This window comes from Oceanobacillus sp. B139/18 (genome assembly GCF_055524595.1).
The window spans coordinates 224,855-249,581 of the sequence record NZ_JBVFXI010000006.1 but is presented as its reverse complement, the minus strand read 5'-3'; the positions used below and the strand labels follow the sequence as shown (position 1 = coordinate 249,581).

Genomic DNA, 24,727 nt, shown 5'->3' with positions numbered 1-24,727 from the left:
TCCTTATATATTTTTAAAAATTATTGTCCATCTGAGTTTTTTCTTCGTCATCAACTATTTTCAAAAGCTCTGCCCGTGTTTTTTCGAGCAGGTTTTGTAGTTGTTCCTTCTTTTCGGGTTTTTCTATAGCTTGACGGCCCACCTTGAAAAATTCATGGAATAAACCCTGAATGTCAGATCTTAAAGTCTGAATTTCGTCCAGGTCCACATTTTCAAGCACATTCATTCTTGAGTTAACAGGATCTTCATCTTGGTTTTTTTTCAAAAAGGCTTGCCCCTCATCTGTAAGATGATAAACTTTTTTCCGACCTTCTTTGATTACATTAACTAAATCTTGATCCTCAAGCATCTGTAGAATAGGATAAACGGAAGCGGGACTAGGCGAATAAAGCCCCTTAAACTTTTCCTCAAGCTCTTTGATTAATCCATATCCATGTCTTGATTGTTCTTGTAACAATTTTAATAAGACAATCTTGAGATCACCACGCCCGAAGAAACGTTCACCACTAGTATCCTCACCAGATTCTTTGCCTGCGAAGATATGAGGTCTGCCTTGCCCGTCAAAGTTACCGTTTCCTATCCCAACTTCCGCGTCGAATCTGTTGCCTCTAAAGACACCATGATGATAAAAATGACTCTGTCCTTTTAAAAAAGGATATTGGGCCATATCAGGTCTTTTGTACACATTCAAAACCTCCTGTTAATTTTATTTTAAGTTAACGATATATCGTTACGCTAAGAATAAACGATATATCGTTAACTGTCAAGTTGGTGAATATACTTTCTTCAGTTCATTTTACCTATAACACGCTTTACTTAGAATAATGCCCTCTCTTATTCAGGTCCTACAATGAAAAATAAGCGCTTATCCTTATTTAAGGATAGCGCCTGTTTGTTGGAAAACTGAACCGTCAATATTTTAACGAATGTATACTCTACGCCCCGGCCATGTTCGACTTGGCGTTTCTCTATGCTCTAACGACATTCTCGTCCGAGCAAAATAACTTAAATGGACTCGAAAAAAAGCAGTCATTGACTAGACACACTAACCTAGAAAGTCACGGTATTGAACTAACGTTACCTGTTAGCGTGACACTCCTTTAAAAGACTGAGATCCACCAACTACAAATGATGCAATCTTTTTGGCTACTTCTTCCTTTTTTAAGGTATGTTTACCAAGATACAATTGCAATCCACCTTCATGAATGATTTGTGATAAGATTGGCACGAACATATCCTTTTCAATATCTGAATACTTATAATCCAAACTTTTTGATAAAAAACTCTTTAATTCATTTAGTATTTTTTCCTTCATTTGAGGTAAGGCCCATTTACCATAGCTGCTGCGACATTCAATATTCGGTTGTTGGTAAAAATCGTATACTGCAAAAATGAGTTGATGTATGGTCTCCTCACCGAATTTCATATCATCTAAAGTATGACTTTCGATAGATGCTGAGGCAAAATCCCCCATAATATAGTCAATTAAATCGTATTTATCATTAAAATGTGCATAAAATGTAGCCCGGTTAACCTGCGCTTCCTTTGTTATATTAGCTATTGTAATTTTTTCAAAATCCTTTTGAGAAGCTAGATTGTAAAAAGCATTAATTAAGAACTGTTTTGTTTGTGTAATACGTAGGTTCCTTACTTTCGATGCCATTGTCTCACCTCCCACCCGACAATTTCGTAATGTTGTTGCTATAGCAACATTCGGCAGTAGATTGTTGGTTGTTGTAAAAATGTATTGGCTGTATAGTTTTCATTAAAGCAACACATGTTGTTTTAATATATCACAGATTGGAGTTTATAAAAAATGAAAACTATTGCTATCGTTGGTGCAGGCCCTGGGTTAGGATTGTCTATAGCAAAAAAATTCGGAGAGAAGGGATTTAGGGTAGCGACCATTGCGAGGAATCCTGAGAAATTAGCAATTATCGAACGTGAACTCAAGGAACTAAATATTGAAACACAATCTTTTTTAGCCGATGTTACGGACTTAGCTGCCTTAAAACAAGCCATTCAATCAGCTAAAAAAGCATTCGGTTCGATTGATGTACTAGAATTTAGCCCCTATGCTAAGGAGGATATATTCACTTCTGTTCTTGAAACGAAGCCGCAAAGTGTAGTAGATATTATGAACAGCTATTTGTTGGCCGGCATTCTTTCCGTGAATGAGGTGCTACCAGACATGATAAATAACGGTTCTGGTGCCATATTATTTACAACAGGCGTATCTACTATTTTCCCTTTACCACTTGCGGGAAATGCCGGAATCGTTGGGGCTGGTATGCGTAATTATGCCTTAAACCTGCACAATGAGTTGAAAGAAAAAGGGGTGTTTATCGGACATCTTTCAATCGGAGCCATGATACAACCTGGAACAGAAGGAGACCCAGATCTTATTGCTGAAGCATGGTATAACTTATATGAGAATAATGACCATTTTGAAGAAGTATTCCCTCCAGGACTCGATCCAACTATACTTCTTGGCGGAAATTAATATAAAGGAGATAAGACAACTATTGAAATGATAGTTGTCTTATCTCTTTTTCCCGTACTTAGTGCTACATTTAGCTATTTACCTCTCTGTCAAAATTAACATGAGTATCCTGTTTTATTAGGAAGTATTATTCAACTAAATGGCCCGATTGTTGAATACTGTTCGGATTGAAAACCAATCAAATTCGTACAACAAGCATAACATTTATAATTTAATATACGTATGTTTTTTATGTGAAGTGGTAATCACCTGTCATTTACTGGTACATTCCGTGTCATTCAGTGGTAAAAACTATGTCAGAGGTGGTACATTTCAATGGCTGTAATCAGTCTGTATTCCAATGCCTTCGCATTAAAAGTAGACTCTTTTATTATCTGTATATAACACACGTTATTTATCATCAATCGCTAACTCATTCTGCAAAAAATCCCAAAAACGGCTTAAATGCTCTTCATTCTCCATAGGATTTTCACCAATCTTTTCAAGAAGCTCTAACTCCTTCATTCTTTGTATAGCCCTCAATTCAGATTCATTCAAAGCCAAATCATCAGAAACGGAATAGTAGACAGGATGCTGAGGAGTATCTATTTTACCCAATAAATAATCAATGGATACCTGAAAGAATTCCGCAATCTTATAAAGTGTCTCTAATGAAGGTTCGTTTCTGCCTTGTTCATAATAACCATACCCGCTTGCTGACACATTCAATTTCTTAGCTACCTCTTCTTGACTATATCCGTGTTCAATACGAAGGTCTATTATTCTTTCACTAAATACATCTATATATAAATCCCCTCCTAACTATCAGTAAAATTTTACTTTCACTTACTTGATTCCATTGAAACAAGTTTTCTATTGAGTGTAACTGGCAGAGCAGAGTTTGAAATCATTTCATTGAAATCACCAGATTCTCTTAAGCACCTCTATTCCCTCACTATCTCCAAAAACTCATTCAATTTCCTCCGAGCTTCCGGACTCAATGTTTTCACCGTATTAATAAGCAGAATTAAATCATCCGGCATCTCTTCTAATTCCGATGCGAAAAAGCTTGAAAGATTGGTATCAAGTGCTTTTAATATATTTTCTAGCATTTCTATATCTGGTTTTGAGCGCCCATTTTCAAATTTACTTATATATGATTGTGAAACGCTAACTTTATCAGCGAGTTCTTGTGTAGACATATTTTTTGACTTCCGAAGTGCTCTTAATTGTTTGCCAATTTTATTGTTATTCATCGTACCATGCCCCTTTTAGAATCATCTAACTGCTAAATTAACTAAGAAAAAGAAAGGAGACAATATTTTTTTAGAAGCATAGTAAGTATAGAAGTAAAAAACGAGTCTGCATCCAAATATCTTCCTATTAAGAGCGGGCTCGTTTCATTATCAATAATAACTTGCTTTATTTTTCATCAATTGCTAACTCTGTCTTTATAAATTCCCAACAGCGGTTTAACCGTTCTGTATTTAATTTAGAGTTTTCACCGACTTTTTCAAGAAGATTTAATTCCTTCATTCTTTGAATAGCACTTAATTCCGACTCATTCAAAGTTAGTTCATTGGAAATTGGATAATAGACAGGATGTTGAGGAGTATCTATTATGCCTAATAAATAATCAATGGATACTTGAAAGAAATTAGCAATTTTATAAAGTGTTTCTAATGAAGGTTCGTTTTTACCTTGTTCATAATAACCATATGCGCTTGTTGTTAGATTCAGTTCTTTGGCTACATTCTCTTGCTTATATCCAAGTTCAACTCGAAGGTCTATTAACCGTTCTTTAAACACGTCCATGTATAGATTTCCTCCTTACTATTAGTAAAATTATATCGTCATAAAAGGTTTATTTTTTCTTGAACAATAATTAATTGTTTTTATGTATATACAAACAATATTTGTTTGTGTATAATGAATTTTAATAGTTAGAATAGTTAGTTGATATTGAGCTACTCTGTGTTGAGATAAAAGGTTAGTAGAGTAGATAAAAAAATTTAAATACATAAGCTCTCAAAGGTCAGACCATGAGACATACTACCATTAACAGGAGAAAACCAATGAAACCACTATTTGAAAAAATACCGCAACGAGATTCGATACGTGAGATTATAATGAATCAGTTTACGAAAATGATTAAAGAAGGGGAGCTGTCCATAGGTGATAAAATCCCTCCTGAACGAAATCTGGCAGAACAGTTTGGTGTCGGGAGGTCGACGATCCGAGAAGCGATTAAAAGTATGACTTCCATGGGATTGCTTGAAGCAAGGTTAGGGGAAGGCACCTTTGTGCGAAAAGTGGATTCGGATGATATTAAACAACAGCTGCAATGGGGACTATACCTTGATCCGGTTCCTTTTAACGAATTGATTGAATTAAGAAAGGTTTTAGAACTGGAAACTGTGAAGCGGGCTGCTTTAAACCGGACAGCAGAAGAGATCATCGAATTAGAATCCTGGATTAATGAAATGAAGCAAGAAGGAAAGGTACATCACAATAAGAAAAATGATTTGATGTTTCATATGACTATAGCTAAGGCGAGTAATAACAAAATGATTTATAATCTGCTGGATTTAATTCGAATGTCGCTGGAAGAATGGTTTGAAAATGTACTGAAGAATCCCGAGCATGTGAAGAACTCGATTGCGGAGCATCAATTGATATTAGAAGCAATTATACAACAGGATGTTGCGCAGGCGGTAAAGGTGATGGAAGCACATCTGGAACGCGGCGAACAGAGGTTGTTTGAGCAAATTAATCAAAATAAGGATAGCTAAGTAATTAATCTATGATTTATCACGGAGATGCGTCCGTAAAACTCCCGCCTTCAAATAAAGAGTAAACACAAATTTATTTTGGCGGGAGATAACGGACGCTAACTCACTGAATCACTTAGGCTAATTCAGTGGGAGAAGAACAAACACTCCCACTGAATGAAGTTTCGTTTTATATCCTTAAAGGGGGTGATGCAAAGCTATATTGTCTGGAAAATAAAAAAATGCAAAAGGGAGGGAAATACGTTTCGTGAAAAAACTCATTTTTATTTTAGGGCTGTTTACTGTTCTCGTCATGTATGGTTGTGGGGATTCCGGCAATGAAACGAATGCGGAAGAAGAAGTAGTAGAAATCAGTATTGGGCATGTTGGGGCTCCGGTCAGTCCGCAACAAGGAGCAGCAGATATCTTTACGGAATTGGTAGAAGAAAAAACAGGCGGATCCGTCGAAATTAAAATTTATAATTCATCCCAGCTCGGTGACGAAAGAGAGCTTGTGGAAGGGGTGCAAATGGGAACAATCGATGGAGGGATTATTTCCGCAGGCTTGTTTGCTTCCAGCTACAATGTCATGGAAGCGTTTGAAGTACCGTTCTTATTTGAAGATACCGAGCATACCTTAACGGTCAACAATGGAGAGATTGGCAGAGAAGTCTTGGATAATCTCGAAGCAAACGCAGGATTGAAAGCCCTTTCTCTATGGGAGCATGGATTTAGACAGATTACCAATTCAAGAGGCCCTATTGAAACACCGGAGGATTTACAAGGACTTAAAATAAGAAGTCCAGAAGTACAATCGTACAGCGTTGCTTTACAGGAATTTGGAGCGAACCCGATACCGCTATCATTTTCAGAGTTATATGTAGCGATGGACAGGGGAGTTGTGGACGGCCAGCATAATCCGTTAATGCATATTGAAGGACAGCGGTTCTATGAAGTACAGGATTATCTGACAGTCATGGATTTTGCTTACACACCCAATGTACTGGCGTTGAGTGATTCGATATGGGAGCAGCTGTCAAAGGATCAGCAGAATGCATTGGATGAGGCGGCATTAGAAACGGCAGAGCTTTGGGCAGAAGAAGCTGCCGAAGAAAATGAAGAAATCCTAACCGAATTAGAAGACAAAATAGAAATTATTCATAAGGAAGATTTGGATTGGGAGGCGTTTAAACAAGTTGTAGAGGACGTTTATCCAGTCTATGAAGAAGAGTATGGCAGCGAATTTGTTCAATTCTTAGAAGAAGTACAAGCTGCAGCAAATTAGAAAGACATGTTTTATTAGAAAATAAATTGCTAGAAAGGATGTATCACATAATGAAGGAAACAAGAGTACAGTATGCAACTGGAGAAATTGGTAAAACCGTAGCAGGGAGATTATTGCCAGGAACGGATTTAATTACAGGGATCGAAGAAATCTGTAAAGCGAATGGTATTACGTATGCGTCTATTGCCAATTGCTTTGGCAGTTTTCAAGAAGCAGCCTATATGTATCTCGTTCCGCAAGAAGAATCTGTCGTCGGTGCCGGATATGGCGAATTATTTGTGGCAGACGGTCCAGTCGAGTTTTTAAACGGTACGGGCGTTGTTTGTCAGCGGGATGGAGATTATGATACACATTTTCACGCTACGATGTGTGATAAAGAAGGAAAGGTATTCGGCGGGCACATGGTGAAGGATAAAACTCCAGTTCTGACAACTGTTGATCTGGTCATTAATGAAGTAAAACATGTGCATATGTATCGTAATTATGATAAAGAGACAGAACTAATTCAATTTAACCCGAAAGCAAAAGAATAGATGGCTAAAATAACGCATTAAAAAAGACATAGCCATCTGAACCAAGAACATCTCCGACAATGTTGTTCAGATGGCTATGCAAATCAATTATAAGGAGATTATACGATATGAATAACAAAAATTCAATTGGTTTCATCGGTTTAGGTGTCATGGGTTTCCCTATGGCCAGCAATTTATTACGGGAAGGCAAAGAACTAGTCGTTTTTGATATTAATGCCGAACAAGCAGCGCGGCTTCCATATCAGGAGCGTGTGACCATTGCATCCTCGAAGGAAGAATTAGCAAAACAGGTTGATATGGTACTGCTTATGCTGCCAAACAGTCCGCATGTGAAAGAAGCAGTGACTGGAGAGGGCGGGCTAATAGAGAGTTTGCCGGCTGGAGCTTTACTTATTGATATGAGCAGTATTTCTTCCACGGTTACAAAGGAAATCAATAAAAAGCTGGAGGAAAAGAACATCGACATGCTCGATGCGCCTGTCAGCGGCGGCCAGAGTGGAGCTATGAATGGAACATTGACCTTTATGGTTGGAGGAAAAAAAGCGAATTACTATAAAGCACTTGAATTGCTGCAAATCATGGGAGAAAAAATTATTCATTGCGGGGAAGTTGGGAGCGGTCAGACAGTGAAGATTGTTAACCAGCTGATGTCTGCAGTAAACCTGGTCAGCATGTCAGAAGGATTTACGTTAGGTGTCAAAGGAGGCGTCGATCCGGAAATTATGCGTGAGGTTATTTTGAATGGCTCTGGAAGATGCTGGGCGCTGGAGGATAGAATGCCGGTTATTTTAGATCGGAATTTTGAACCGGGCTTTACGGTCGATTTGCATACAAAAGATATTTCCTTAGCGCTGGAAGTGGGGAAAGAGCTTCAAGTACCGTTATATGCCACCTCGCTTGTCCATGAACTATTTAAAACATTGCAGGCGAAAGGGGAAGGCGGGAAGGATAATTCCGCTGTGATTACGTTATACGAAGCGTTAGCAGAAACGGAAGTAATCAAACGGAATAAGGCGGTAATACAATGACTTCGGCCGTCGTTTTATTTGTATCTTTTCTTATCTTTTTGCTGCTGGGAATACCAGTCGCTTTTGGGCTCGCAGGAGCCTCTATCCTATCCTTGCTGATGATAGATTCTGGTATGATGACACAGGTGTTTTCAAAGATGTTTTCTGGTGCGAATTCCTGGCTGCTACTAGCCATCCCGTTTTTTATCCTTGCCGGTAATATCATGGAAAAGGGTGGTGTAACCAGACGTCTGGTAGATTTTGCAGATGCGCTTGTCGGATTTCTGCCAGGCGGTCTCTCAGCAACAAATGTGACGGCCAGTATGTTTTTCGGAGGAGTCTCTGGTTCTGCTGTAGCTGATACGTCTGCTACAGGAACGATACTAATCCCGGCGATGGTCAGGCAGGGCTACAGCTCCAAGTATTCAGCAGCCATTACAGCTGCTTCATCGCCTATTGGGATTATTATACCGCCAAGTATCCCGATGATATTATGGGGCTTCACTGCCGGTCTTTCGGTAGCGGATTTATTTTTAGCTGGTATCGGAGCAGGGATTTTAGTCGGCGTTGCTTTATTAGCAGCGTCTACGGTGGTTTCGATAAAAAGAGGGTATAAGTCATCGATTCCTTTCTCATTTAAAAATGTATTCGGGAAAGGAAAAGAAGGTATTTTAGCTTTGGTCACACCAGCAATTATCATTGTTGGGATTATTACCGGGGTTGTTACTCCAACGGAAGCGGCAGTTGTTGCTGTTCTTTATTCAATGATACTTGGTTTCTTCGTTTACAGAGAGTTAAAAATCAAGCATCTGAAGGATATTATTATTAATTCTGGCAAAATGACTGCCACGGTTATGATGATTATTATTAGCGCATCCGCATTTTCTTACTTGTTGACCATTAACGATGTACCGAGCAGTTTGGCTGGTTTTGTGATTGACATGAATCTGTCGCCTTTTCTGCTGATGCTTATGTTTATTTTGTTATTCCTGTTTTTAGGAATGTTCTTAGATGCCAATGCAGCTATTATTATGACGGTTCCTGTGATTGCTCCGGTAATTGTCGCGTCTGGAATCGACCCGATTCATGCCAGCGTTGTATTAATTGCAACATTAGGGGTAGGATTGTTGACGCCTCCAGTAGGCTTATGTACGTATGTGGCTGCCGGGATTGCGAATTTGAGGTTTGACGAACTGATGCGAGACCTTGTCCCGTTTGTCATCGTGTTATTAACCTGCGTTATTCTCATGCTCGTATTTCCGCAGATTATTACATTTATACCGAGCTTATTAAATGGTTAGAAAAGAGGTGGAACTACATGTTGATTTCAAAGGTAAGTAAAGGCTTGGACAGGCTATGCATACTTCTGTTAGTTGTAATTACAGCAGTAATGACAGGCAGCCTGGTCATCATGATTTTTGGCAGGAATTTCTTTAACACTTCCTTTGCGTCCTTGGAGGAAATCTCAAGATATACGTTTGTATGGCTGACTTTTATCGGTGCAGCGATTGCTTTTAAACGGAAAGAGCACATGGGAATGGATTTTATCGTCAGTAAATTAAGAGGAAAAGCAGCAAAATATGTGGAAGCCCTGCAGGATATTTTTGCGCTGATTCTATTTGCTTTATTTATCTATTATGGATCCGAGTTAGCGGTACTTAATATGAATGTAGTCAGCCTGCAATCAGGGATTCCCATGGGGTACGTCTATTTCATCATTCCGATATCCGGTTTCATTATGGCAGTACATGCCGTAGATCATATGATAAAAAGAACGAATAAGAAAGATAGTCATTATGAGATAGTAAATAATGAAGCGTCTTCTATATAGGAGATAGTATATTCCTGACGGAGGGATTGACAAATGCAGTTAGAAGAAAGACTCTTAAGCTTTTATGGGGATGATTTTACAGGTTCAACCGATGCGATGGAAGCATTGACACTTAGCGGTTTACGAACTATTTTATTTTTGGAACCGCCTACCAAAGAATTGCTTGATGAAAAGTTTGCAGATGTACCATGTATCGGAGTTGCCGGGACCAGCCGAACAATGAGCCCAGAGCAGATGGAGAAAGATTTGAAGCCAATATTAAAACAAATCCAAGAACTCGGTGCATCGATTAATCATTATAAAATATGCTCTACCTTTGATTCTTCCCCGACGGTGGGGAATATAGGGAAGGTACTGGAAATGATTTTAGAAATAAATCATACGCAAGACTTTGTCCCTATCATTGCAGGAGCAACACCATTACAGCGCTATACCGTGTTCGGCAATCATTTTGCCAGCATGGATAGTAAAACGTTTCGTCTGGATGAGCACCCTGTGATGTCGAGGCATCCAATTACACCGATGCAGGAAGCAGATTTAATCAAACATTTGAGTAAACAAACGAGTTATCCGATTGATTTGGTAGATGTTTTATCCATGGATGATCATTTTACCGAGCTTGAAGCAACGGTGGAGCGAATCGTTACAAAGCAAAAACCAAAGGGACTTCTATTTGATATGCTGACAAGCAATCATTTAACGAAAATAGGAAAGTTTATTTACGAAGAATCGAAAGAGAAGCCACTATTTATCATAGGCTCCTCTGGAGTGGAATATGCGTTGACGAATTATTGGAGTTCTATGCAGGGCCTGAAGAAACAGGAAGCTAGCGTGGATAAGAAAAATAAGACAGAAAAAGAGCAGGTATTGGTTGTTTCCGGAAGCTGTTCTCCGATTACTTCTGAACAAATCAAACATGCTTTAGACAATGGATTCACTGGTTTAAAAGTTTCTCCTGTTAAATTGATAGATCCGAAAACAGGCTCATCCTATTTTAATGACCTTATGAAGACAGTTACGGAATTGATTAATGCAGGGGAGAACGTCATCGTTTACTCAGCACTTGGATCGGATGATTCATCAATTGACGAAACAAGAGAATACTTGCAATCTATCGGGGCAGAACCTACCAGCAGCGGACAGCTTCTAGGCGAGCAGTTTGGAAAATTAATAAAGAAGACAGTAGAAAATACATCCTTAAACCGCATCGTCATTGCCGGAGGAGACACATCAAGCTATGCGACACAGGAAATGCGTATTTATGCATTAGAAATGATACGCAGTGTCGCTCCAGGTGCGCCTCTTTGTAAAACGTATTCAAATACGCAACGATTTGACGGATTAGAGATTGCCTTAAAGGGAGGCCAGTTGGGTCAAGTCGATTACTTTTCTAAAGTGCATCTGGGAAGCAGCGTAACTGTATAGAGGAGATGATTGGAGGGAGGATTAATGGATATAGAATCAAAAATCATTCATACCGGAAATGAATTACTGCAGAAGCATCTCACATGGGGAAATTCTGGAAATATGAGTGTCCGCAACAACGAAAATCAAATGATTATAACTGGTTCAGGGACAAATATGGGCAATCTGACAGAAGGTGATTGTGTTCTTGTTAATATCGAAACACAGGAATGGGAAGGGACGAGGAAGCCTTCTAAGGAAATACCAATGCATCGCGCAATATATAGGAATCGGCCTGATGCCAATGTGGTTATTCACGCATCACCATTTTGGTCAACGCTCGTTGCTTGTTCGGAAGAGGTCATAGAATCAAAGCTATTTATTGAATCGATGTATTATCTTGAGAAAATAGAGGAAGTCGCATATTTTCATCCGGGCAGTACAGCTTTAGGGGAAGAAGTTGGAGAAGCAGCTAAGAAAGCGAATGTACTATTTTTGAAAAATCATGGGATTATTGTTTTCGATGATAGTGTGGAAGAAGCGGTGATGCGGTTGGAAACGCTGGAGTTTACTTGTCGGATGATGGTTATGGCTAAGGCTTCGGGGGTGGCGTTGAATGTGTTGTCGGAAGAGGTTGTGGAGGACTTTTTGGAGAATTCGGGGTATAAGAAGAGAGATAAGTAATGAAAAGGGGCTATTCATTCTAGTGGTTTTTGGCCGGGGTGGGTAGCAGGGAGAAAATATGAAGTATGAGATGGCGGCTTAGGGTTTGTTTTAGTTGATTGGTAGGAAAAATATTTTTTAAGACACCTGGATTGAAGTGATTTGATTCAGGTTTTTTTGCTATGGAGAGAAAAGTAATACATCGTGGTCTGAATTTATTTCATATTCAAGTTATTTTCCTATCACTAGGAAAAATATAAGTTTGTAAGCGAATTCAGGTAGATATAAGATAAAAGTAAGAAAAAAGAAAGGGGAGGTTAATTATGAAAAATATATTTTTAGTTTGTGGTTCTGGAGCTTCAAGTGGATTTATGGCAGCTAAAATGCGGAAAGCTGCAAAGAAAAAGGGAGAAGAGGTAACTGTTAAAGCTGCAAGTGAATCTCAATTAGATAATGTAATTGACCAAATAGATTATCTATTAATTGGACCTCATTTGGCATATAAAGAGGACGAAATTAAAGAGAAAACAAAAGGGAAAAACGTTAAGGTTGCCATCATTCCTCAAATAATCTATGGATCATTAGATGGAGAGAAGGCTTTGGATTTAGTTCTCAGTTTGGAAGAGAGTGAATAAATAATGATGGAAAAAATAATGACCTTTATGAGTAATAAATTTGCCCCTCGAGTAAATAGGATTGTTGCAAATCCGTGGGTGTCTGCTATTCAAAGTTCAATGCTTACTGGTTTGCCATTAGTATTTGTAGGCTCTTTAATTACTATTATTTCTATATTAAATAATTTCTTTGAATGGATGCCCGACTTGTCATTAATGAGTACATTCTCGTTTGGAATGTTTGGCTTAATTATTGCTTTTTTTATTCCCTATTTTGTGATGGAGAATAAAGGTCATTCTAATAATAAACTGGTTTCTGGAGCAACATCATTAGTTTTATATTTATTGCTTTTGTTCCCGGAAATTAATGATGGGCAAATTACATTTAGCTTGTCACGCTTTGGTATTGAAGGAATGCTGGTAGCTCTTGTTACAGGTTTATTTGTGGCAGTTATAATGAATTTCATGGCATCAAAATCATTTTTTGATGAAGATTCCGCTATTCCTGATTTTGTAGTTAGCTGGTTTGATAATCTTCTACCAATTACATTTATTCTTTTTGTTGGCTGGTTGGCTACAATTCAATTTGGGATAGATTTATTCCAAGTTATCCAAGCTATTTTTCAACCAATTGCTGGTATTGTTTCAACGTATCCTGGGTTTGTTTTATCCGTGTTTATTCCAGTATTTTTATACTCATTTGGGATTTCAGCATGGGCAGTTTTCCCAGTATTTTATCCGATGTACATGGCAAACTTGGCAGATAATATGGATGCTGTAGCAAGTGGTGGAGTTGCAACTAATATTGCTACCCAAGAAACGCTATATGCCTTAATTTCTATCGGAGGGGTAGGTACAACATTAGCGTTAGCAATAATGATGGCATTCATAAGTAAATCACAACAATTAAAGGCGATTGGTAAGGCAGTGATTGTTCCATCTGTTTTTAATATTAACGAACCAGTGGTATTTGGAGCACCAATTGCATTTAATCCATACTTAATGGTTCCTATGTGGATAAATGGTTTACTTGTTCCAACTATTGTATACGGTATTATGTCATGGGGCTGGGTCGCTGTTCCTTCGTCAACTTTCTTGTTGTGGTATATGCCTTATCCGATTGCTTCCTATTTTGCTACGCAAGATGTAATGGCAATATTCTGGTGTATTGTGATATTAATCATAACGTGGGCCGTATACTATCCATTCTTTAAAGTATATGACAACTCTTTACTAGTAAAAGAGAAGGAAGAAAATAATCAATAATAAAGGGAGAAATTTGGTTATGTCAGAAAATGATTATAATGAAGAAATTGATGAGTTAACGCAAGTATCTATGAATATCTTAATGCATGCTGGAAATGCACGTGATAATTTAGTTAAAGCGTTTGAAAGCATTCATAATGAAAATTTTGAGGAAGCAAAGGACTCTTTAAAAAAAGCTAGGGAAGAAATTACAACTTCTCACGGAATTCAAACGAATACTTTACAAAAAGAAGCATCAGGAGAACAAATTAGATATTCAACGTTATTTGCTCACGCACAAGATACAATGATGACTGCGCAAAGTGAAATATTGATTGCCGAAAATTTATTGAAAATTTTCGAGAAAATAATGAAAAAAATTTAGGAGGTTTTATAGTGTTAAAAAATTATCAGATACCAAAAGATTTTCTATGGGGTGGAGCGATTGCAGCAAATCAAGCAGAAGGTGCGCATGATAAAGGAGGAAAAGGAAAGAGTATAGCAGATGTCCATAAATATTACCCTAATAAATCTAATTCAGAGATTCAAATGGAACAACAGAATGGTATGACAGTATCTCAAATTGAAGATAATTTGGCTGATAAAGAAGGTTATTATCCTAAAAGGCATGGTATCGACTTTTACCATACGTATTATGACGATTTAGCGCTACTCGCTGAAATGGGATTTAAAAATTTTAGAACTTCCATTGATTGGACAAGAATCTTCCCTACAGGTGAGGAGGAAGAGCCGAATGAAGAAGGACTTAAATTCTACGATAAGCTGATTGATAGAATTATTGAATTAGGTATGGAACCAATTATTTCAATATTACACTATGAAACACCAATTAATATATCTTTAAAATATGGTGGTTGGCACAATCGGAAAGTGGCAGATTTGTTTTATAAATACGGTAAAGTAGTATTGGATCGTTATAAAGACAAAGTTAAATACTGGATTGTTATTAATCAAATTAATTTAGTTGGTTTTGAGCCATTTAATTCTACGGCGATACCTTACGATGCCGTTGATGATTATGAAAAAGCAACATTTCAAGCAATTCATAACCAATTTGTTGCTAGTGCAAAGTTGAAAAAATATGCTGAAGTTATTAACCCTGAAATGCAGATTGGGACAATGGTTTCTGATGTAACTGTTTATCCGGCTTCATCTAAGCCAGATGATGTTGAGCTGGCATTTAAGAAAAATCGTATGGAGTATTACTATACGGATGTGCAGTTTTTTGGTGAGTATCCTCAATATGCATTAAATTATTTTAAAGAGAATAATATTTATATCGATATAACTGAAGAAGATAAACAAATATTAAAAGAAAACACAATGGATTATTTAGCAATTTCTTATTACTATACAGACACAGCGGATGCTTCCAAAAATACACTGAAGCAAACATCAACAACTCCTAACCCTAATGTAGAATCAAGTCCATGGGGATGGGCAATTGATCCGCAGGGATTGTATATTTCTCTTTCAACTTACTGGGATCGTTATAAAAAACCGCTCATGATAGCTGAAAATGGTTTAGGTATGTACGATAAGATGGAAGATGGGAAGATTCATGATGATTACCGAATTGAATATCTTTCTGCTCATTTATCTGCCATGAAGGAAGCAATGTATGATGGAGCTGATATCTTTGCGTATTGTGCCTGGGGCCCAATTGACATTGTAAGTTGTTCATCTGCTCAAATGAATAAACGTTATGGGTTTATACATGTAGATTTGGATAACGAAGGTAAGGGTTCAGGAAAAAGGATGAAGAAAGATAGCTTTGACTGGTATAAAAAAGTGATTGAAACGAATGGAGCAGAGTTATAATAAATTGTAAAATAAAAGTAGGTTATTGTTTTCAATAATCTGCTTTTATTTAATTCAAGGAGATTGAATGAAAGTGAATAAAAAGCAGAGAGAATTATTGGATATATTGAGCGAAAAAAATGATGAGTGGGTTAATTCTAAAGATCTGGCAGAATACTTTAATTGTTCAACTCGAACAATTAGAAACTATGTCTCAACAATTAACAGCGAATTATCGCATGTAATTGAATCAAGTAATATTGGTTATAAGCTTAATAAAAATGCTTTACGCAAAGATCAACAGAATTTAAGTGAATCGAAGTTAAAACTCAATGACCGTAAATCAAGAATATTCTTAGAAATGCTTAAAAATTCATCTAGTGGAATTGATTTGTTTGAACTAAGTGAAAAACTATTTATTTCAGAATCGACGTTAAAAAATGATATTCAAGAGTTGAAACAAAGTCTTCCATCACAAACTCTTAGAATTACAATTAAAGGTGATTTAGTAAAACTTGAAGGATCGGAGCATTCAAAAAGAAAATATATGGTAGATCTATTATATGATGAGGGTAATTCTGTTTATGATGAACTAAAATCAAGTATTGAACAAATGATAGAAGATATATCTTTAGATGAGATTAAGAATATTATTCGCTCTACCTTATCAAACCTTAATATATTTATTAATCAGTACTCACTTAATAATATTGTCTTACATTTTGCAATCAGCATGGAGAGAATTCGGCAAGGATACATTTTAACAGAAAATGATCAAGACATATTAAAAGATAATTTGGATAAACAAGAACTCACATTGACAAACGAAATAACGAAAGTTTTAGCTAGAAAGTATGGTATTCATTTTCCAGAATCAGAGATATATAAATTAGCTTTACAATTTGTTGGATTATATGATAAGTCATTAATTGAAAACAATAATGAACAACAGGTAGAAGCTTATGTTGATAGTACCATTTTATCCGTATTAAGAGATGTACTGCGCAGAGCGGAAGATATATATTTAATTGACTTTGAGGATAATGATTTTATCAATAAGTTAGCCATACATTTACAAGGATTATTCTATAGATCACAGTTTCAAAAATTTAATAGAAATAGTAATTTGCTTGATATTAAAATCAGCTACCCAATTATTTATGATATATCAGTTTATATTGCTTCATTAATTCAGGAAAAAATTGATATTACATTTAATGAAGATGAGATTTCGTTCATCGCGCTTCATATAGGTTCTCTCCTTGAAAAAGAAAAGGCTATTGATAAGAATTATATTAGGATATTATTGATTGCTAATGATTACCATGGTATAAGAGACCAAATAACAAAAAAAATAAAAAATCGTTTAGGGTCTTCTGTGCAAATTCAATCAGTCTCTGATTATAATGATAATCAATTCTTTCATTATGATTTATTAGTAACGACGGACAGGAAAGTGGCGACTACTTATGAAGGTTCTGTGTTTATTAAGCCATTTCTTACAGATAGAGATTTAATTAAAATTGAAAAACGAGTTGATGTAAAGAAAAAACAACATCAGAAAGATTTAATAGATAAGCTTATAAAAAGATTCTTTAGTGAAAGCCTTTACTTTAATCAAATTGATCCTTCAGGATTGATGGTTTCAGATATCATAAAACATATGAATCAAATGATGATAGCAGAAGGATATGTTGGTGAGAACTTTTATTATAGTGTGCAGCGGAGAGAGAAGATGTCTCCAACAAGTTTTCCATCGGGAATTGCTGTGCCTCATTCCGTTGAGCTGGATGCACTAAAGAGCGGGATATCCATATTAACATTACAGGAACCAATCATATGGTCTGATCAAGAAATTAAAGTAGTTGCACTGGTTGCGATTAATAAGAAGGAATCAAAAAAGTTTAATAAATTTTTTGAGCTCTTTATTGAAATTGTATCCGAATCATACAATGTTGAACAACTAAGAAAATCGGAAAATTGTGATGAATTTATTACAAAGCTTAAAATGATGGCAGATGAATTGATTGATAAGAACATTTTAATTTAAAAAATGAGGGTGAGGATAAAAATAAAACCAACTGTTATCGGGCAGCCTTTCCTTTAGTGTCAAATTAATATTATTTTAGTAGGGAGACTCTCCAATAAATGTTTAAATTATCTGTTCATGCACTACGTAAAACCTACGTGATTTTAAAACTTCCATATCTTTTTTTGGATGCGATAAATATACGTTTGATTTGAGCTATCAGTTTTTTTTGCGTTTGGATTGATCGCTGACAAGGCGATCAATCCACTCATAATAGCCGCTCTTGGAAACACCTGACACATCTTCTTTACACGAAATTCGTGACGGTGTCGTTGGATAAATACATAGATTATTCCGGCTTATTGGCGAAGATGGACCATAGCCTTTTTTAGAATAGCTACCATCTTTTCCAAATCACGAATTCGTTTACCTTTGTTTATCCAGCTTGATTATCAGGACTGCGATTCCTACAAAGCTGTTCTCTTGGTACGCTTTATACTTCGTTCCCCATTTTTACAGCGTCTATGGAACTAAAGCTAATTCTCTTGCGACTTCGGCTGCTTACCTTCCATGTTCCACTACCAGTTTCACTGCGTATAATTACCATCCTAGTTCGATGAAAGCTGTAGAAGTAACCCCGATAGATGGTAAATACGCACTATTTAATAGAACTCGAATTGGATGGTTCATAATATCTGTCATCATTTGACACCGAACTCCCCAAAATGGATACGTCTGATAAAGAAAAAGTTAGCTCACCTCTTACCTTGGTCACCGACACTTCCTGAGGAATGTCGCATTCCCAATCCATCCGTTTTCCTCGGCTGTCTCTACAACACTATAGATAATGGCACTAGCTTTAGCTACTTTAGCGGTATTGCTAAATAACCAGTTTTTTTGCGACCGATCACGAATGGTTTGATCAATCGCTCTCCCCGGTTGTTATCTATTTCGAGACGACCATCCTTCATAAATGCTTCTAAATGATCCCATTGGTTACGACAATATTTAATAGCCTGACTTAGGGCATTTTTAGGCAGTACACGTGCTGTTTGTCGCAAAGCCATATCCGTACCAGGGCGTACTTCGACAGAAAGAGTGTCAAAATAGATGAATACAGGCGCTGACTGGAGAGGATAAACGGAATCATTCCTCCATATGGACTGGTGTCCATTATTCTTTCATCATGTGTAGGCGCAACATCTTTTTCATACTTTCGAATCCAATAATACATTTGACTCGCTTTAATACCTTGTTCTCGACACCATGCGGCAACTTGCATTTCACTAGCTTTCTATGCATCTTATCTTGTTTTCCATTTTATTCTTTTTTCTTTGTCATCGTATAACCTCTGAATTATTTTCTATGAAGATTATCTCATGCGTGATTTATAACTTATAGGTGGGAGGGATTTAACGCTTACTTTTAAATTAATTTAAAAGAAGATTAATAATTGTTTACAATACCTTTATTCCTTATTAATAATTGAACGTTACAATCAGTAGTGAAAATGAAATAAACAATCTGTGCAGCCAGTTGTGTAGTCTAAAAACATATAGATAGAGTTATTAATAGTATACATAATACATTTTGATTCGTTTTTAATGGCTAAGTGTTAATTAATTGGTGAGCAAATGGAGGGGATTTCTTGTTAATCTTTGTTAAAAATATGGTGCTTTAAGTCAAATAAGAACTTATCTCTTTTGGAAGGAATACAAAACAAAATGAACGGAGGAAAGTAAATGAAACGGTGGTTGCAGATAGCTTTATTTATCATTCTTATATCTTTCCTTACTGCATGTAATAGTGAAGCTGCAGGAAATGAAAGTAACGAAGATGGAAAAACAGTTATTGAGTATTGGCATGTTAACGCGGAAACACAAGGAGGACAAACTGTCGCAGAGCTTGTGGAAGAATTTAATGCCCAAAGTGATACTGTAGAGGTTGTCGCTAAATATAATCCGGATATGTATAAAGGCTTGATGCAGAATATGCAAGCTGAAGCTGCTGCAGGTAATTCTCCAGCTGTTGTACAAATCGGGTGGGCTTTTATGGATTATTTCTCTGAAAATTTCGAGTATACACCTCCGCAACATGTAATTGAGGAACATTTTCCAGATGACGCAACATTTTTGGAAGATCATTTCCTGCCAAATGTAATGGATCTTGCGAAGAATTCAGATGGAGAACAGGTTGGTATTCCTTATTCTCTCAGTACACCCGTTTTGTATATTAATAAAGATATGCTAAGAGAAGCAGGACTGGATGAAGATGGTCCACAGACATGGGAAGAGGTAAAGGAATTTTCTAAAGTGATTAAGGAGGAAACAGGAAATTACGGACTTTATTTTCAAGAACCTGCTGATAACTGGGCAACACAAGCCTTACTTGAAAGTAATGGGGCATCGTTTATTGAGGATGGCCAAGCAGCATTTGCATCCGAAGAAGGAATCGAAGCATATCAGTTCCTTACAGATATGATTGTAGAAGATGAGACGGCATTGCATATAGGCTGGGATCAGGGTGTGCAGAGCTTTATTGATGGGAGTGTAGCAATGACTTATACAACGATTGCGCAGCGCTCCAATATTCAGGATAATGCACAGTTTGATGTCGCAGCAGTAGAATCACCTGCATGGGAAGGAAAGGAAGTAAGGCTTCCTGCTGGAGGAGCGATGCTGGCTATTACTGCTCAAGAGGAAGAGGAACAAAAAGCTGCGTGGGAGTTTATGAGTTATCTATATAGCGTAGAAGCAATGGCTGAATGGACGAAAGGGACAGGCTATGTACCGCCACGCCATGATGTAGCGGAAGCAGAAAATGGGTTAAAAACTTATTTAGAAGAAAATGAAATGATGACTCCTGCAATCAATCAGATGGATGGGGTGGTTCCTTGGGCTTCTTTCCCTGGTAATGCTGGATTACAAGCAGAGCAAATGCTGCTTGACTTGCGGGAACAGCTATTAGAAGGGAGCATTTCTCCAGAAGAAGGATTGAAAACAACACAAGATGAAATCAATGCTTTACTGCCATAACTATGTAAAAGGGCTTCGGAAGAGGGGCAACCTTCTTCCGATTTCTTTAAAAACCGAAGTAAGTGGAGGAACAATAAAATGAGTTCGTTAACTGTGGCAAAGGGAAAACTGCATATTAACAGAGAGAATGCGTTTGGTTACTTATTGCTCATCCCTTCTATTATTATTTTTGCTGTTTTTACTTTTTGGCCATTTATCTACACCATATATTTAAGTTTTTTTGAATGGAATATGATTAGTCCCACTAAAGAGTTTGTTGGGTTAAAAAACTATACGGAAGTTCTTAGCGATCCAAGGACCTATCGTATCTTAGGAAATACGTTCCTCTACATTGTATTACTGTTAATCGTTAATTGCGTCATTCCATATATTTTTGCATTTGTGATTGATCTTGTACTGCGTAAATATAAAAACTTTTATAAAGGTGCCTTGTTTTTACCAGCATTTATTTCGCTTGTAGTAGGCTCTATTTTATTCACTTGGATATTAAATCCGGTTTCAGGTCCTGTAGCTATTTTATTTAACTGGTTTGGTTTGGAAATTCCTAATTGGACAAAGGCAGAAGGCTGGATCATTGTTGTGTTGAGTTTGATTACATCCTGGAAGGTTTTTGGATACAATTTCATCCTTTTATATGCATCCATTAATGGGATATCCAGAGAAATCATTGAAGCAGCAAGGATGGATAACGTTTCGCTCGTACGTATATTCTTCCAAATTATTTTGCCGATGAGTAGTGCAACGGGGATATATGTATTTATTATCACCATTGTTCAGAGCTTGCAATATGTGTTTACCCCCGTAAAAGTTATTTCACAAGGCGGTCCGGATTACGCGAGTTCTAATTTGATTTATCATGCTTACCATGAAGCTTTTGTTGTTTATCGTACAGGGCATTCAGCAGCTATATCTATTATTACCATGGCGTTATTTTTATTACTGCTGTTTCTTGAATTTAGATATGTAGAGCGGGGGATTTATTATGAAAATTAATCGGCGTGTAGAAAATGTTTGGCATATTATTTTCATAATAACGATCCTGATTATGATTTTACCAGTTATCTATGCGGTTGGGATGTCTTTTAAACCATTACAGGATGCGTATAATAACGTTCTAAATATCATTCCAATCCATGCCACTTTGGAAAATTATATAACGTTATTTGATACGTTGCCGATTTTTCAAATTACATGGAATACATTTGTAGTTGCTACAGTTGCTACCATTTTTAAATTAGTTACCGCCTTTTTAGCAGCGTATGCTTTTGTTTATTTTTCGTTTAAAGGAAAAGAGATCCTGTATTTTCTATTAATTGGTACCATTTTTATACCTTTTACCGTAACGATGATACCAAACTATCTAATCATTTCAAATTTAGGAATGCTTGATAATGTTTGGGGGGTTATTCTTCCACAGTTGGCAGATGCCGTGGGGATTTTCCTGATTCGCCAATCGATGAAAAATATTCCCCTTTCTCTGATTGAAGTATCGAGGCTGGATAATATGAGCCATGGAAGAATTATGAAAGATATTGTATTGCCCCTCGTGCGTCCAGCTGTCACTTCGGTAGGTATTTGGTTCTTTATTAGTACATGGAATGAGTTTGTATGGCCTGTGCTTATTTTAAAGACAACAGAGAATTTTACGTTGCCTTTAGCGTTGCAAATGTTCATTAGCTCTGAAGGTGGAACTAATTTCACCGTTGCAATGGCCGTATCCGTGATTACAATGATTATTCCACTTATTTTATATTTGTCATTCCAAAAGTATATTATTGGAACGTTTACGTCATCTGGTATTAAGTAATGGAGGGGAATGTAGTGAAGGAAATAAAATTTGAGAATGTAAGGAAGGTATATGGTGACACAGAAGTAGTAAAGGATTTGAATTTTACGGTGAGAGAAGGAGAACGATTAATCTTGCTCGGTCCTTCTGGATGCGGGAAGTCAACTATATTAAGAATGATTGCTGGGCTGGAAGAAATAACGTCAGGAAATTTATATATGAATGGACAAAGGGTAAACGATACGCCAAGTGGAAAACGAAATGTTTCAATGGTATTCCAAAATTACGCTTTATATCCGCATATGACCGTGAAACAGAATATTATGTATGCCTTGAAAGTCAAAAAGGTTGAAAAGAAAGAAATAAAACGGCGGCTTGATTTTGTACTGGAAATGCTCCAACTGAAAGGGTATGAAAATCGTTTGCCAAAACAGCTTTCAGGTGGGCAACGACAACGGGTAGCGCTGGCTCGTGCAACGGTGAATAGAAGTGATTTTTTCCTTCTGGATGAACCATTATCTAATTTAGATGCGCAGCTTCGGGTTTCTGCACGTAAGGAGCTGATGAAAATTCATGAAATGTTTGGCCAGACCATTGTTTATGTAACACATGATCAGATAGAAGCAACCACATTTGCTGATCGGATTGTGCTGATGTACAACGGGGAATTACAAATGATCGATACACCTGATAATGTATATCATCGGCCTGCTAATGTATTTACTGCTAAATTTATTGGTTCTCCACCAGCAAATATTTTGAATATAGAATATGACCATGGCGCAGTCAATATAGGGAGTCAATCTTTCTTACTAAATGAGATGTGGAAACAGTATGTGAACCAGACAGGAACGAATCAGCTACTATTCGGTATTCGACCAGAACATATTGAATTATCACCTGTATTTTCTCAAAAAGGAGTTCGGGGCCAAGTGAAATATATTGAAAATCAGGGGAATAACTATGGTGTATATATAAATGTGGAAGGACAGGAAATTATCGCAATGAGTGAGAGTAAGAATTGGACACAAGGCCAGAATGTATATGTTTGTCCTGTTATGGAGAAAATTCATTTCTTTGATAAAGACACGAAAAGAAATATTGGTTATCCCCAAGGGTTAGAAATGGAAGATGATAACACATATTCTAATGAGAGAAAGGTGAATGTATAATGAATAATCAAATCACATACTCCGATTTAATTTTATTGAATGAGGATATTCTAACAAACGCTCATGAATTGATTGATTGTGGGGCGGATAAGATTGAATTGATGATGGATGGACATGCTTGGAATGATATGGAAGATATTTTTGAAGTACTGGCAGAAGAATTAAGAAAACTTCCTGTCGATTTTAGTGTTCATCCTCCAGCGTGGGATATTAATTTAACAAGTGAAAATAAAGCTGTTAGAAAGACGGCATTTGATGAATATAAAAAAGCAATTGAATTTGCCGGAATGATTGGTGCGAAACATGTAGTGATTCATCCAGGGTTTTGCTTTTCTCCAGTTTTTGATAAAAAGCAGGCACAACAGCGATCTGCTGCATATATCAAACAATTATGTGATATTGCCAAACCTTTGGATGTGCATCTTGCTGTTGAAAATGTCGGTTATCAAGGGAGCGCTCTTTTTAGCGAAGAGGAATTTGGTCATTTTCTAGACGAGATAGATGATACAGCGGGCTATTTAATTGATATTGGACATGCCCAGTTGGATAATTGGAATATACCTAAAGTTATCCATACTGTAAAAGGTAGATTATTAGGGCTTCATATTCACGATAATTTTGGAGAAGCAGATGAACATCTCCCAATTGGAAAGGGAAAAATCAATTGGGATGACATTTTAGATGCTTTAAATGATATTCATCCAGACTGTGAATTGATTTTAGAATATGCACCAGGAACACCTTTAGAACATCTTCGTCATGGGAAGGCATTTTTGAAACAAAAACATATTGTAGGTTAAAAAGAAAACAGAATATAAAAGGCGAATGATAAACGAAGAAGGTATTATTATTCGCTTTTTTATATAAGCTAATAAGATGATATTCTGTTACAGCTCTTGTTACTTATTGATATCATGATAACCCTAACAATGCCAATTTTGCCTCCGTATATTGATGAAAAACTTATGTTTAAAAGGAAGTTAAATGAAAATATTGGAAATTATGTAATTTGGTATACATCCCCTTTAATTTTACGGGGTATCCTGCAT

25 protein-coding genes and 2 pseudogenes are annotated in these 24,727 nt (G+C 36.8%); 19 read left to right on the top strand and 8 right to left on the bottom strand.

What is annotated here, in order from left to right:
* Positions 1–13: 13 nt before the first annotated feature.
* Complete coding sequence (locus ACZSMY_RS17695) at positions 14–685, bottom strand: PadR family transcriptional regulator (protein WP_465148076.1); 672 nt, start codon at positions 683–685, stop codon at positions 14–16.
* A gap of 399 nt (positions 686–1,084) precedes the next feature.
* The gene (locus ACZSMY_RS17690; protein ID WP_042529640.1) at positions 1,085–1,663 is read right to left on the bottom strand and encodes a TetR/AcrR family transcriptional regulator; all 579 of its coding nucleotides are present in this window, start codon (positions 1,661–1,663) and stop codon (positions 1,085–1,087) included.
* A 153-nt stretch (positions 1,664–1,816) separates the two neighbouring features.
* Between ACZSMY_RS17690 and ACZSMY_RS17685 the strand changes: the two genes are divergently transcribed.
* Positions 1,817–2,503, top strand: coding sequence for an SDR family NAD(P)-dependent oxidoreductase (locus tag ACZSMY_RS17685; RefSeq protein ID WP_465148075.1), 687 nt, complete (start codon positions 1,817–1,819; stop codon positions 2,501–2,503).
* Between the two features lie 390 nt (positions 2,504–2,893).
* Here ACZSMY_RS17685 and ACZSMY_RS17680 read toward each other — a convergent pair whose 3' ends face one another.
* The 3 genes from ACZSMY_RS17680 to ACZSMY_RS17670 form a co-directional block, all read right to left on the bottom strand.
* Complete coding sequence (locus ACZSMY_RS17680; protein WP_465148115.1) at positions 2,894–3,262, bottom strand: helix-turn-helix domain-containing protein; 369 nt, start codon at positions 3,260–3,262, stop codon at positions 2,894–2,896.
* A gap of 164 nt (positions 3,263–3,426) precedes the next feature.
* Entirely contained in the window at positions 3,427–3,738 is a 312-nt protein-coding gene (locus tag ACZSMY_RS17675; protein ID WP_256705166.1) for a helix-turn-helix domain-containing protein, read from the bottom strand.
* 166 nt (positions 3,739–3,904) lie between these two features.
* Positions 3,905–4,297 carry a helix-turn-helix domain-containing protein gene (locus tag ACZSMY_RS17670; RefSeq protein ID WP_042529646.1) on the bottom strand — a complete coding sequence of 131 codons (393 nt, stop codon included), beginning with the start codon at positions 4,295–4,297 and terminating at the stop codon, positions 3,905–3,907.
* A gap of 260 nt (positions 4,298–4,557) precedes the next feature.
* Here ACZSMY_RS17670 and ACZSMY_RS17665 point away from each other — a divergent pair, with 260 nt between their 5' ends.
* The 13 genes from ACZSMY_RS17665 (at position 4,558) to ACZSMY_RS17605 (ending at position 17,706) form a co-directional block, all read left to right on the top strand.
* The gene (locus ACZSMY_RS17665; protein WP_256705165.1) at positions 4,558–5,274 is read left to right on the top strand and encodes a FadR/GntR family transcriptional regulator; all 717 of its coding nucleotides are present in this window, start codon (positions 4,558–4,560) and stop codon (positions 5,272–5,274) included.
* A gap of 247 nt (positions 5,275–5,521) precedes the next feature.
* Positions 5,522–6,538: a TRAP transporter substrate-binding protein gene (locus ACZSMY_RS17660; protein WP_256705164.1), complete on the top strand. Its 1,017-nt coding sequence runs from the start codon at positions 5,522–5,524 to the stop codon at positions 6,536–6,538.
* A gap of 50 nt (positions 6,539–6,588) precedes the next feature.
* On the top strand, positions 6,589–7,071 hold the full coding sequence (locus ACZSMY_RS17655; RefSeq protein WP_368901478.1) for a PPC domain-containing DNA-binding protein: 483 nt from the start codon (positions 6,589–6,591) through the stop codon (positions 7,069–7,071).
* A gap of 107 nt (positions 7,072–7,178) precedes the next feature.
* Positions 7,179–8,099 carry an NAD(P)-dependent oxidoreductase gene (locus ACZSMY_RS17650; protein ID WP_332094464.1) on the top strand — a complete coding sequence of 307 codons (921 nt, stop codon included), beginning with the start codon at positions 7,179–7,181 and terminating at the stop codon, positions 8,097–8,099.
* A complete protein-coding gene (locus ACZSMY_RS17645) occupies positions 8,096–9,379 on the top strand; it encodes a TRAP transporter large permease (RefSeq protein ID WP_368901479.1) in 1,284 nt (427 codons plus the stop codon). The genes ACZSMY_RS17650 and ACZSMY_RS17645 overlap by 4 nt, the downstream gene beginning before the upstream one ends.
* 17 nt (positions 9,380–9,396) lie before the next feature.
* Entirely contained in the window at positions 9,397–9,909 is a 513-nt protein-coding gene (locus ACZSMY_RS17640) for a TRAP transporter small permease (protein ID WP_465148074.1), read from the top strand.
* 33 nt (positions 9,910–9,942) lie between these two features.
* On the top strand, positions 9,943–11,334 hold the full coding sequence (locus tag ACZSMY_RS17635; RefSeq protein WP_368901481.1) for a four-carbon acid sugar kinase family protein: 1,392 nt from the start codon (positions 9,943–9,945) through the stop codon (positions 11,332–11,334).
* Between the two features lie 24 nt (positions 11,335–11,358).
* The gene (locus tag ACZSMY_RS17630; RefSeq protein WP_368901482.1) at positions 11,359–11,997 is read left to right on the top strand and encodes a class II aldolase/adducin family protein; all 639 of its coding nucleotides are present in this window, start codon (positions 11,359–11,361) and stop codon (positions 11,995–11,997) included.
* Positions 11,998–12,299: 302 nt separating this feature from the next.
* Positions 12,300–12,611: a PTS sugar transporter subunit IIB gene (locus ACZSMY_RS17625; RefSeq protein ID WP_256705157.1), complete on the top strand. Its 312-nt coding sequence runs from the start codon at positions 12,300–12,302 to the stop codon at positions 12,609–12,611.
* Between the two features lie 3 nt (positions 12,612–12,614).
* The gene (locus ACZSMY_RS17620; RefSeq protein ID WP_465148073.1) at positions 12,615–13,856 is read left to right on the top strand and encodes a PTS sugar transporter subunit IIC; all 1,242 of its coding nucleotides are present in this window, start codon (positions 12,615–12,617) and stop codon (positions 13,854–13,856) included.
* Between the two features lie 19 nt (positions 13,857–13,875).
* Positions 13,876–14,220, top strand: a complete 345-nt coding sequence (locus ACZSMY_RS17615; RefSeq protein WP_256705155.1) for a PTS lactose/cellobiose transporter subunit IIA — start codon at positions 13,876–13,878, stop codon at positions 14,218–14,220.
* An 11-nt stretch (positions 14,221–14,231) separates the two neighbouring features.
* Positions 14,232–15,677, top strand: a complete 1,446-nt coding sequence (locus tag ACZSMY_RS17610) for a glycoside hydrolase family 1 protein (RefSeq protein WP_465148072.1) — start codon at positions 14,232–14,234, stop codon at positions 15,675–15,677.
* A gap of 73 nt (positions 15,678–15,750) precedes the next feature.
* The gene (locus ACZSMY_RS17605; RefSeq protein WP_465148071.1) at positions 15,751–17,706 is read left to right on the top strand and encodes a BglG family transcription antiterminator; all 1,956 of its coding nucleotides are present in this window, start codon (positions 15,751–15,753) and stop codon (positions 17,704–17,706) included.
* Positions 17,707–17,842: 136 nt separating this feature from the next.
* Here ACZSMY_RS17605 and ACZSMY_RS17600 read toward each other — a convergent pair.
* The 3 genes and pseudogenes from ACZSMY_RS17600 to tnpA form a co-directional block, all read right to left on the bottom strand.
* Positions 17,843–18,276: pseudogene (locus ACZSMY_RS17600) on the bottom strand (transposase); the annotation flags it as partial.
* Between the two features lie 219 nt (positions 18,277–18,495).
* Positions 18,496–18,731: pseudogene (locus tag ACZSMY_RS17595) on the bottom strand (IS66 family transposase); the annotation flags it as partial.
* The gene (gene tnpA / locus ACZSMY_RS17590) at positions 18,707–18,967 is read right to left on the bottom strand and encodes an IS66 family insertion sequence element accessory protein TnpA (protein ID WP_417629147.1); all 261 of its coding nucleotides are present in this window, start codon (positions 18,965–18,967) and stop codon (positions 18,707–18,709) included. The pseudogene ACZSMY_RS17595 and the gene tnpA, both read right to left, overlap by 25 nt.
* A gap of 460 nt (positions 18,968–19,427) precedes the next feature.
* Between tnpA and ACZSMY_RS17585 the strand changes: the two genes are divergently transcribed.
* The 5 genes from ACZSMY_RS17585 to ACZSMY_RS17565 all read left to right on the top strand — a co-directional run bounded on the left by ACZSMY_RS17585 (position 19,428) and on the right by ACZSMY_RS17565 (position 24,478).
* Positions 19,428–20,720 carry an ABC transporter substrate-binding protein gene (locus ACZSMY_RS17585; RefSeq protein ID WP_332094456.1) on the top strand — a complete coding sequence of 431 codons (1,293 nt, stop codon included), beginning with the start codon at positions 19,428–19,430 and terminating at the stop codon, positions 20,718–20,720.
* Between the two features lie 78 nt (positions 20,721–20,798).
* Positions 20,799–21,713, top strand: coding sequence for a carbohydrate ABC transporter permease (locus ACZSMY_RS17580; protein ID WP_289585023.1), 915 nt, complete (start codon positions 20,799–20,801; stop codon positions 21,711–21,713).
* Positions 21,703–22,527, top strand: a complete 825-nt coding sequence (locus ACZSMY_RS17575) for a carbohydrate ABC transporter permease (protein ID WP_256705149.1) — start codon at positions 21,703–21,705, stop codon at positions 22,525–22,527. Before ACZSMY_RS17580 ends, ACZSMY_RS17575 begins: the two co-directional genes overlap by 11 nt.
* A 14-nt stretch (positions 22,528–22,541) precedes the next feature.
* Positions 22,542–23,678, top strand: coding sequence for an ABC transporter ATP-binding protein (locus tag ACZSMY_RS17570; protein ID WP_256705148.1), 1,137 nt, complete (start codon positions 22,542–22,544; stop codon positions 23,676–23,678).
* Complete coding sequence (locus ACZSMY_RS17565) at positions 23,678–24,478, top strand: sugar phosphate isomerase/epimerase family protein (RefSeq protein ID WP_289585025.1); 801 nt, start codon at positions 23,678–23,680, stop codon at positions 24,476–24,478. Before ACZSMY_RS17570 ends, ACZSMY_RS17565 begins: the two co-directional genes overlap by 1 nt.
* Positions 24,479–24,727: the final 249 nt, after the last annotated feature.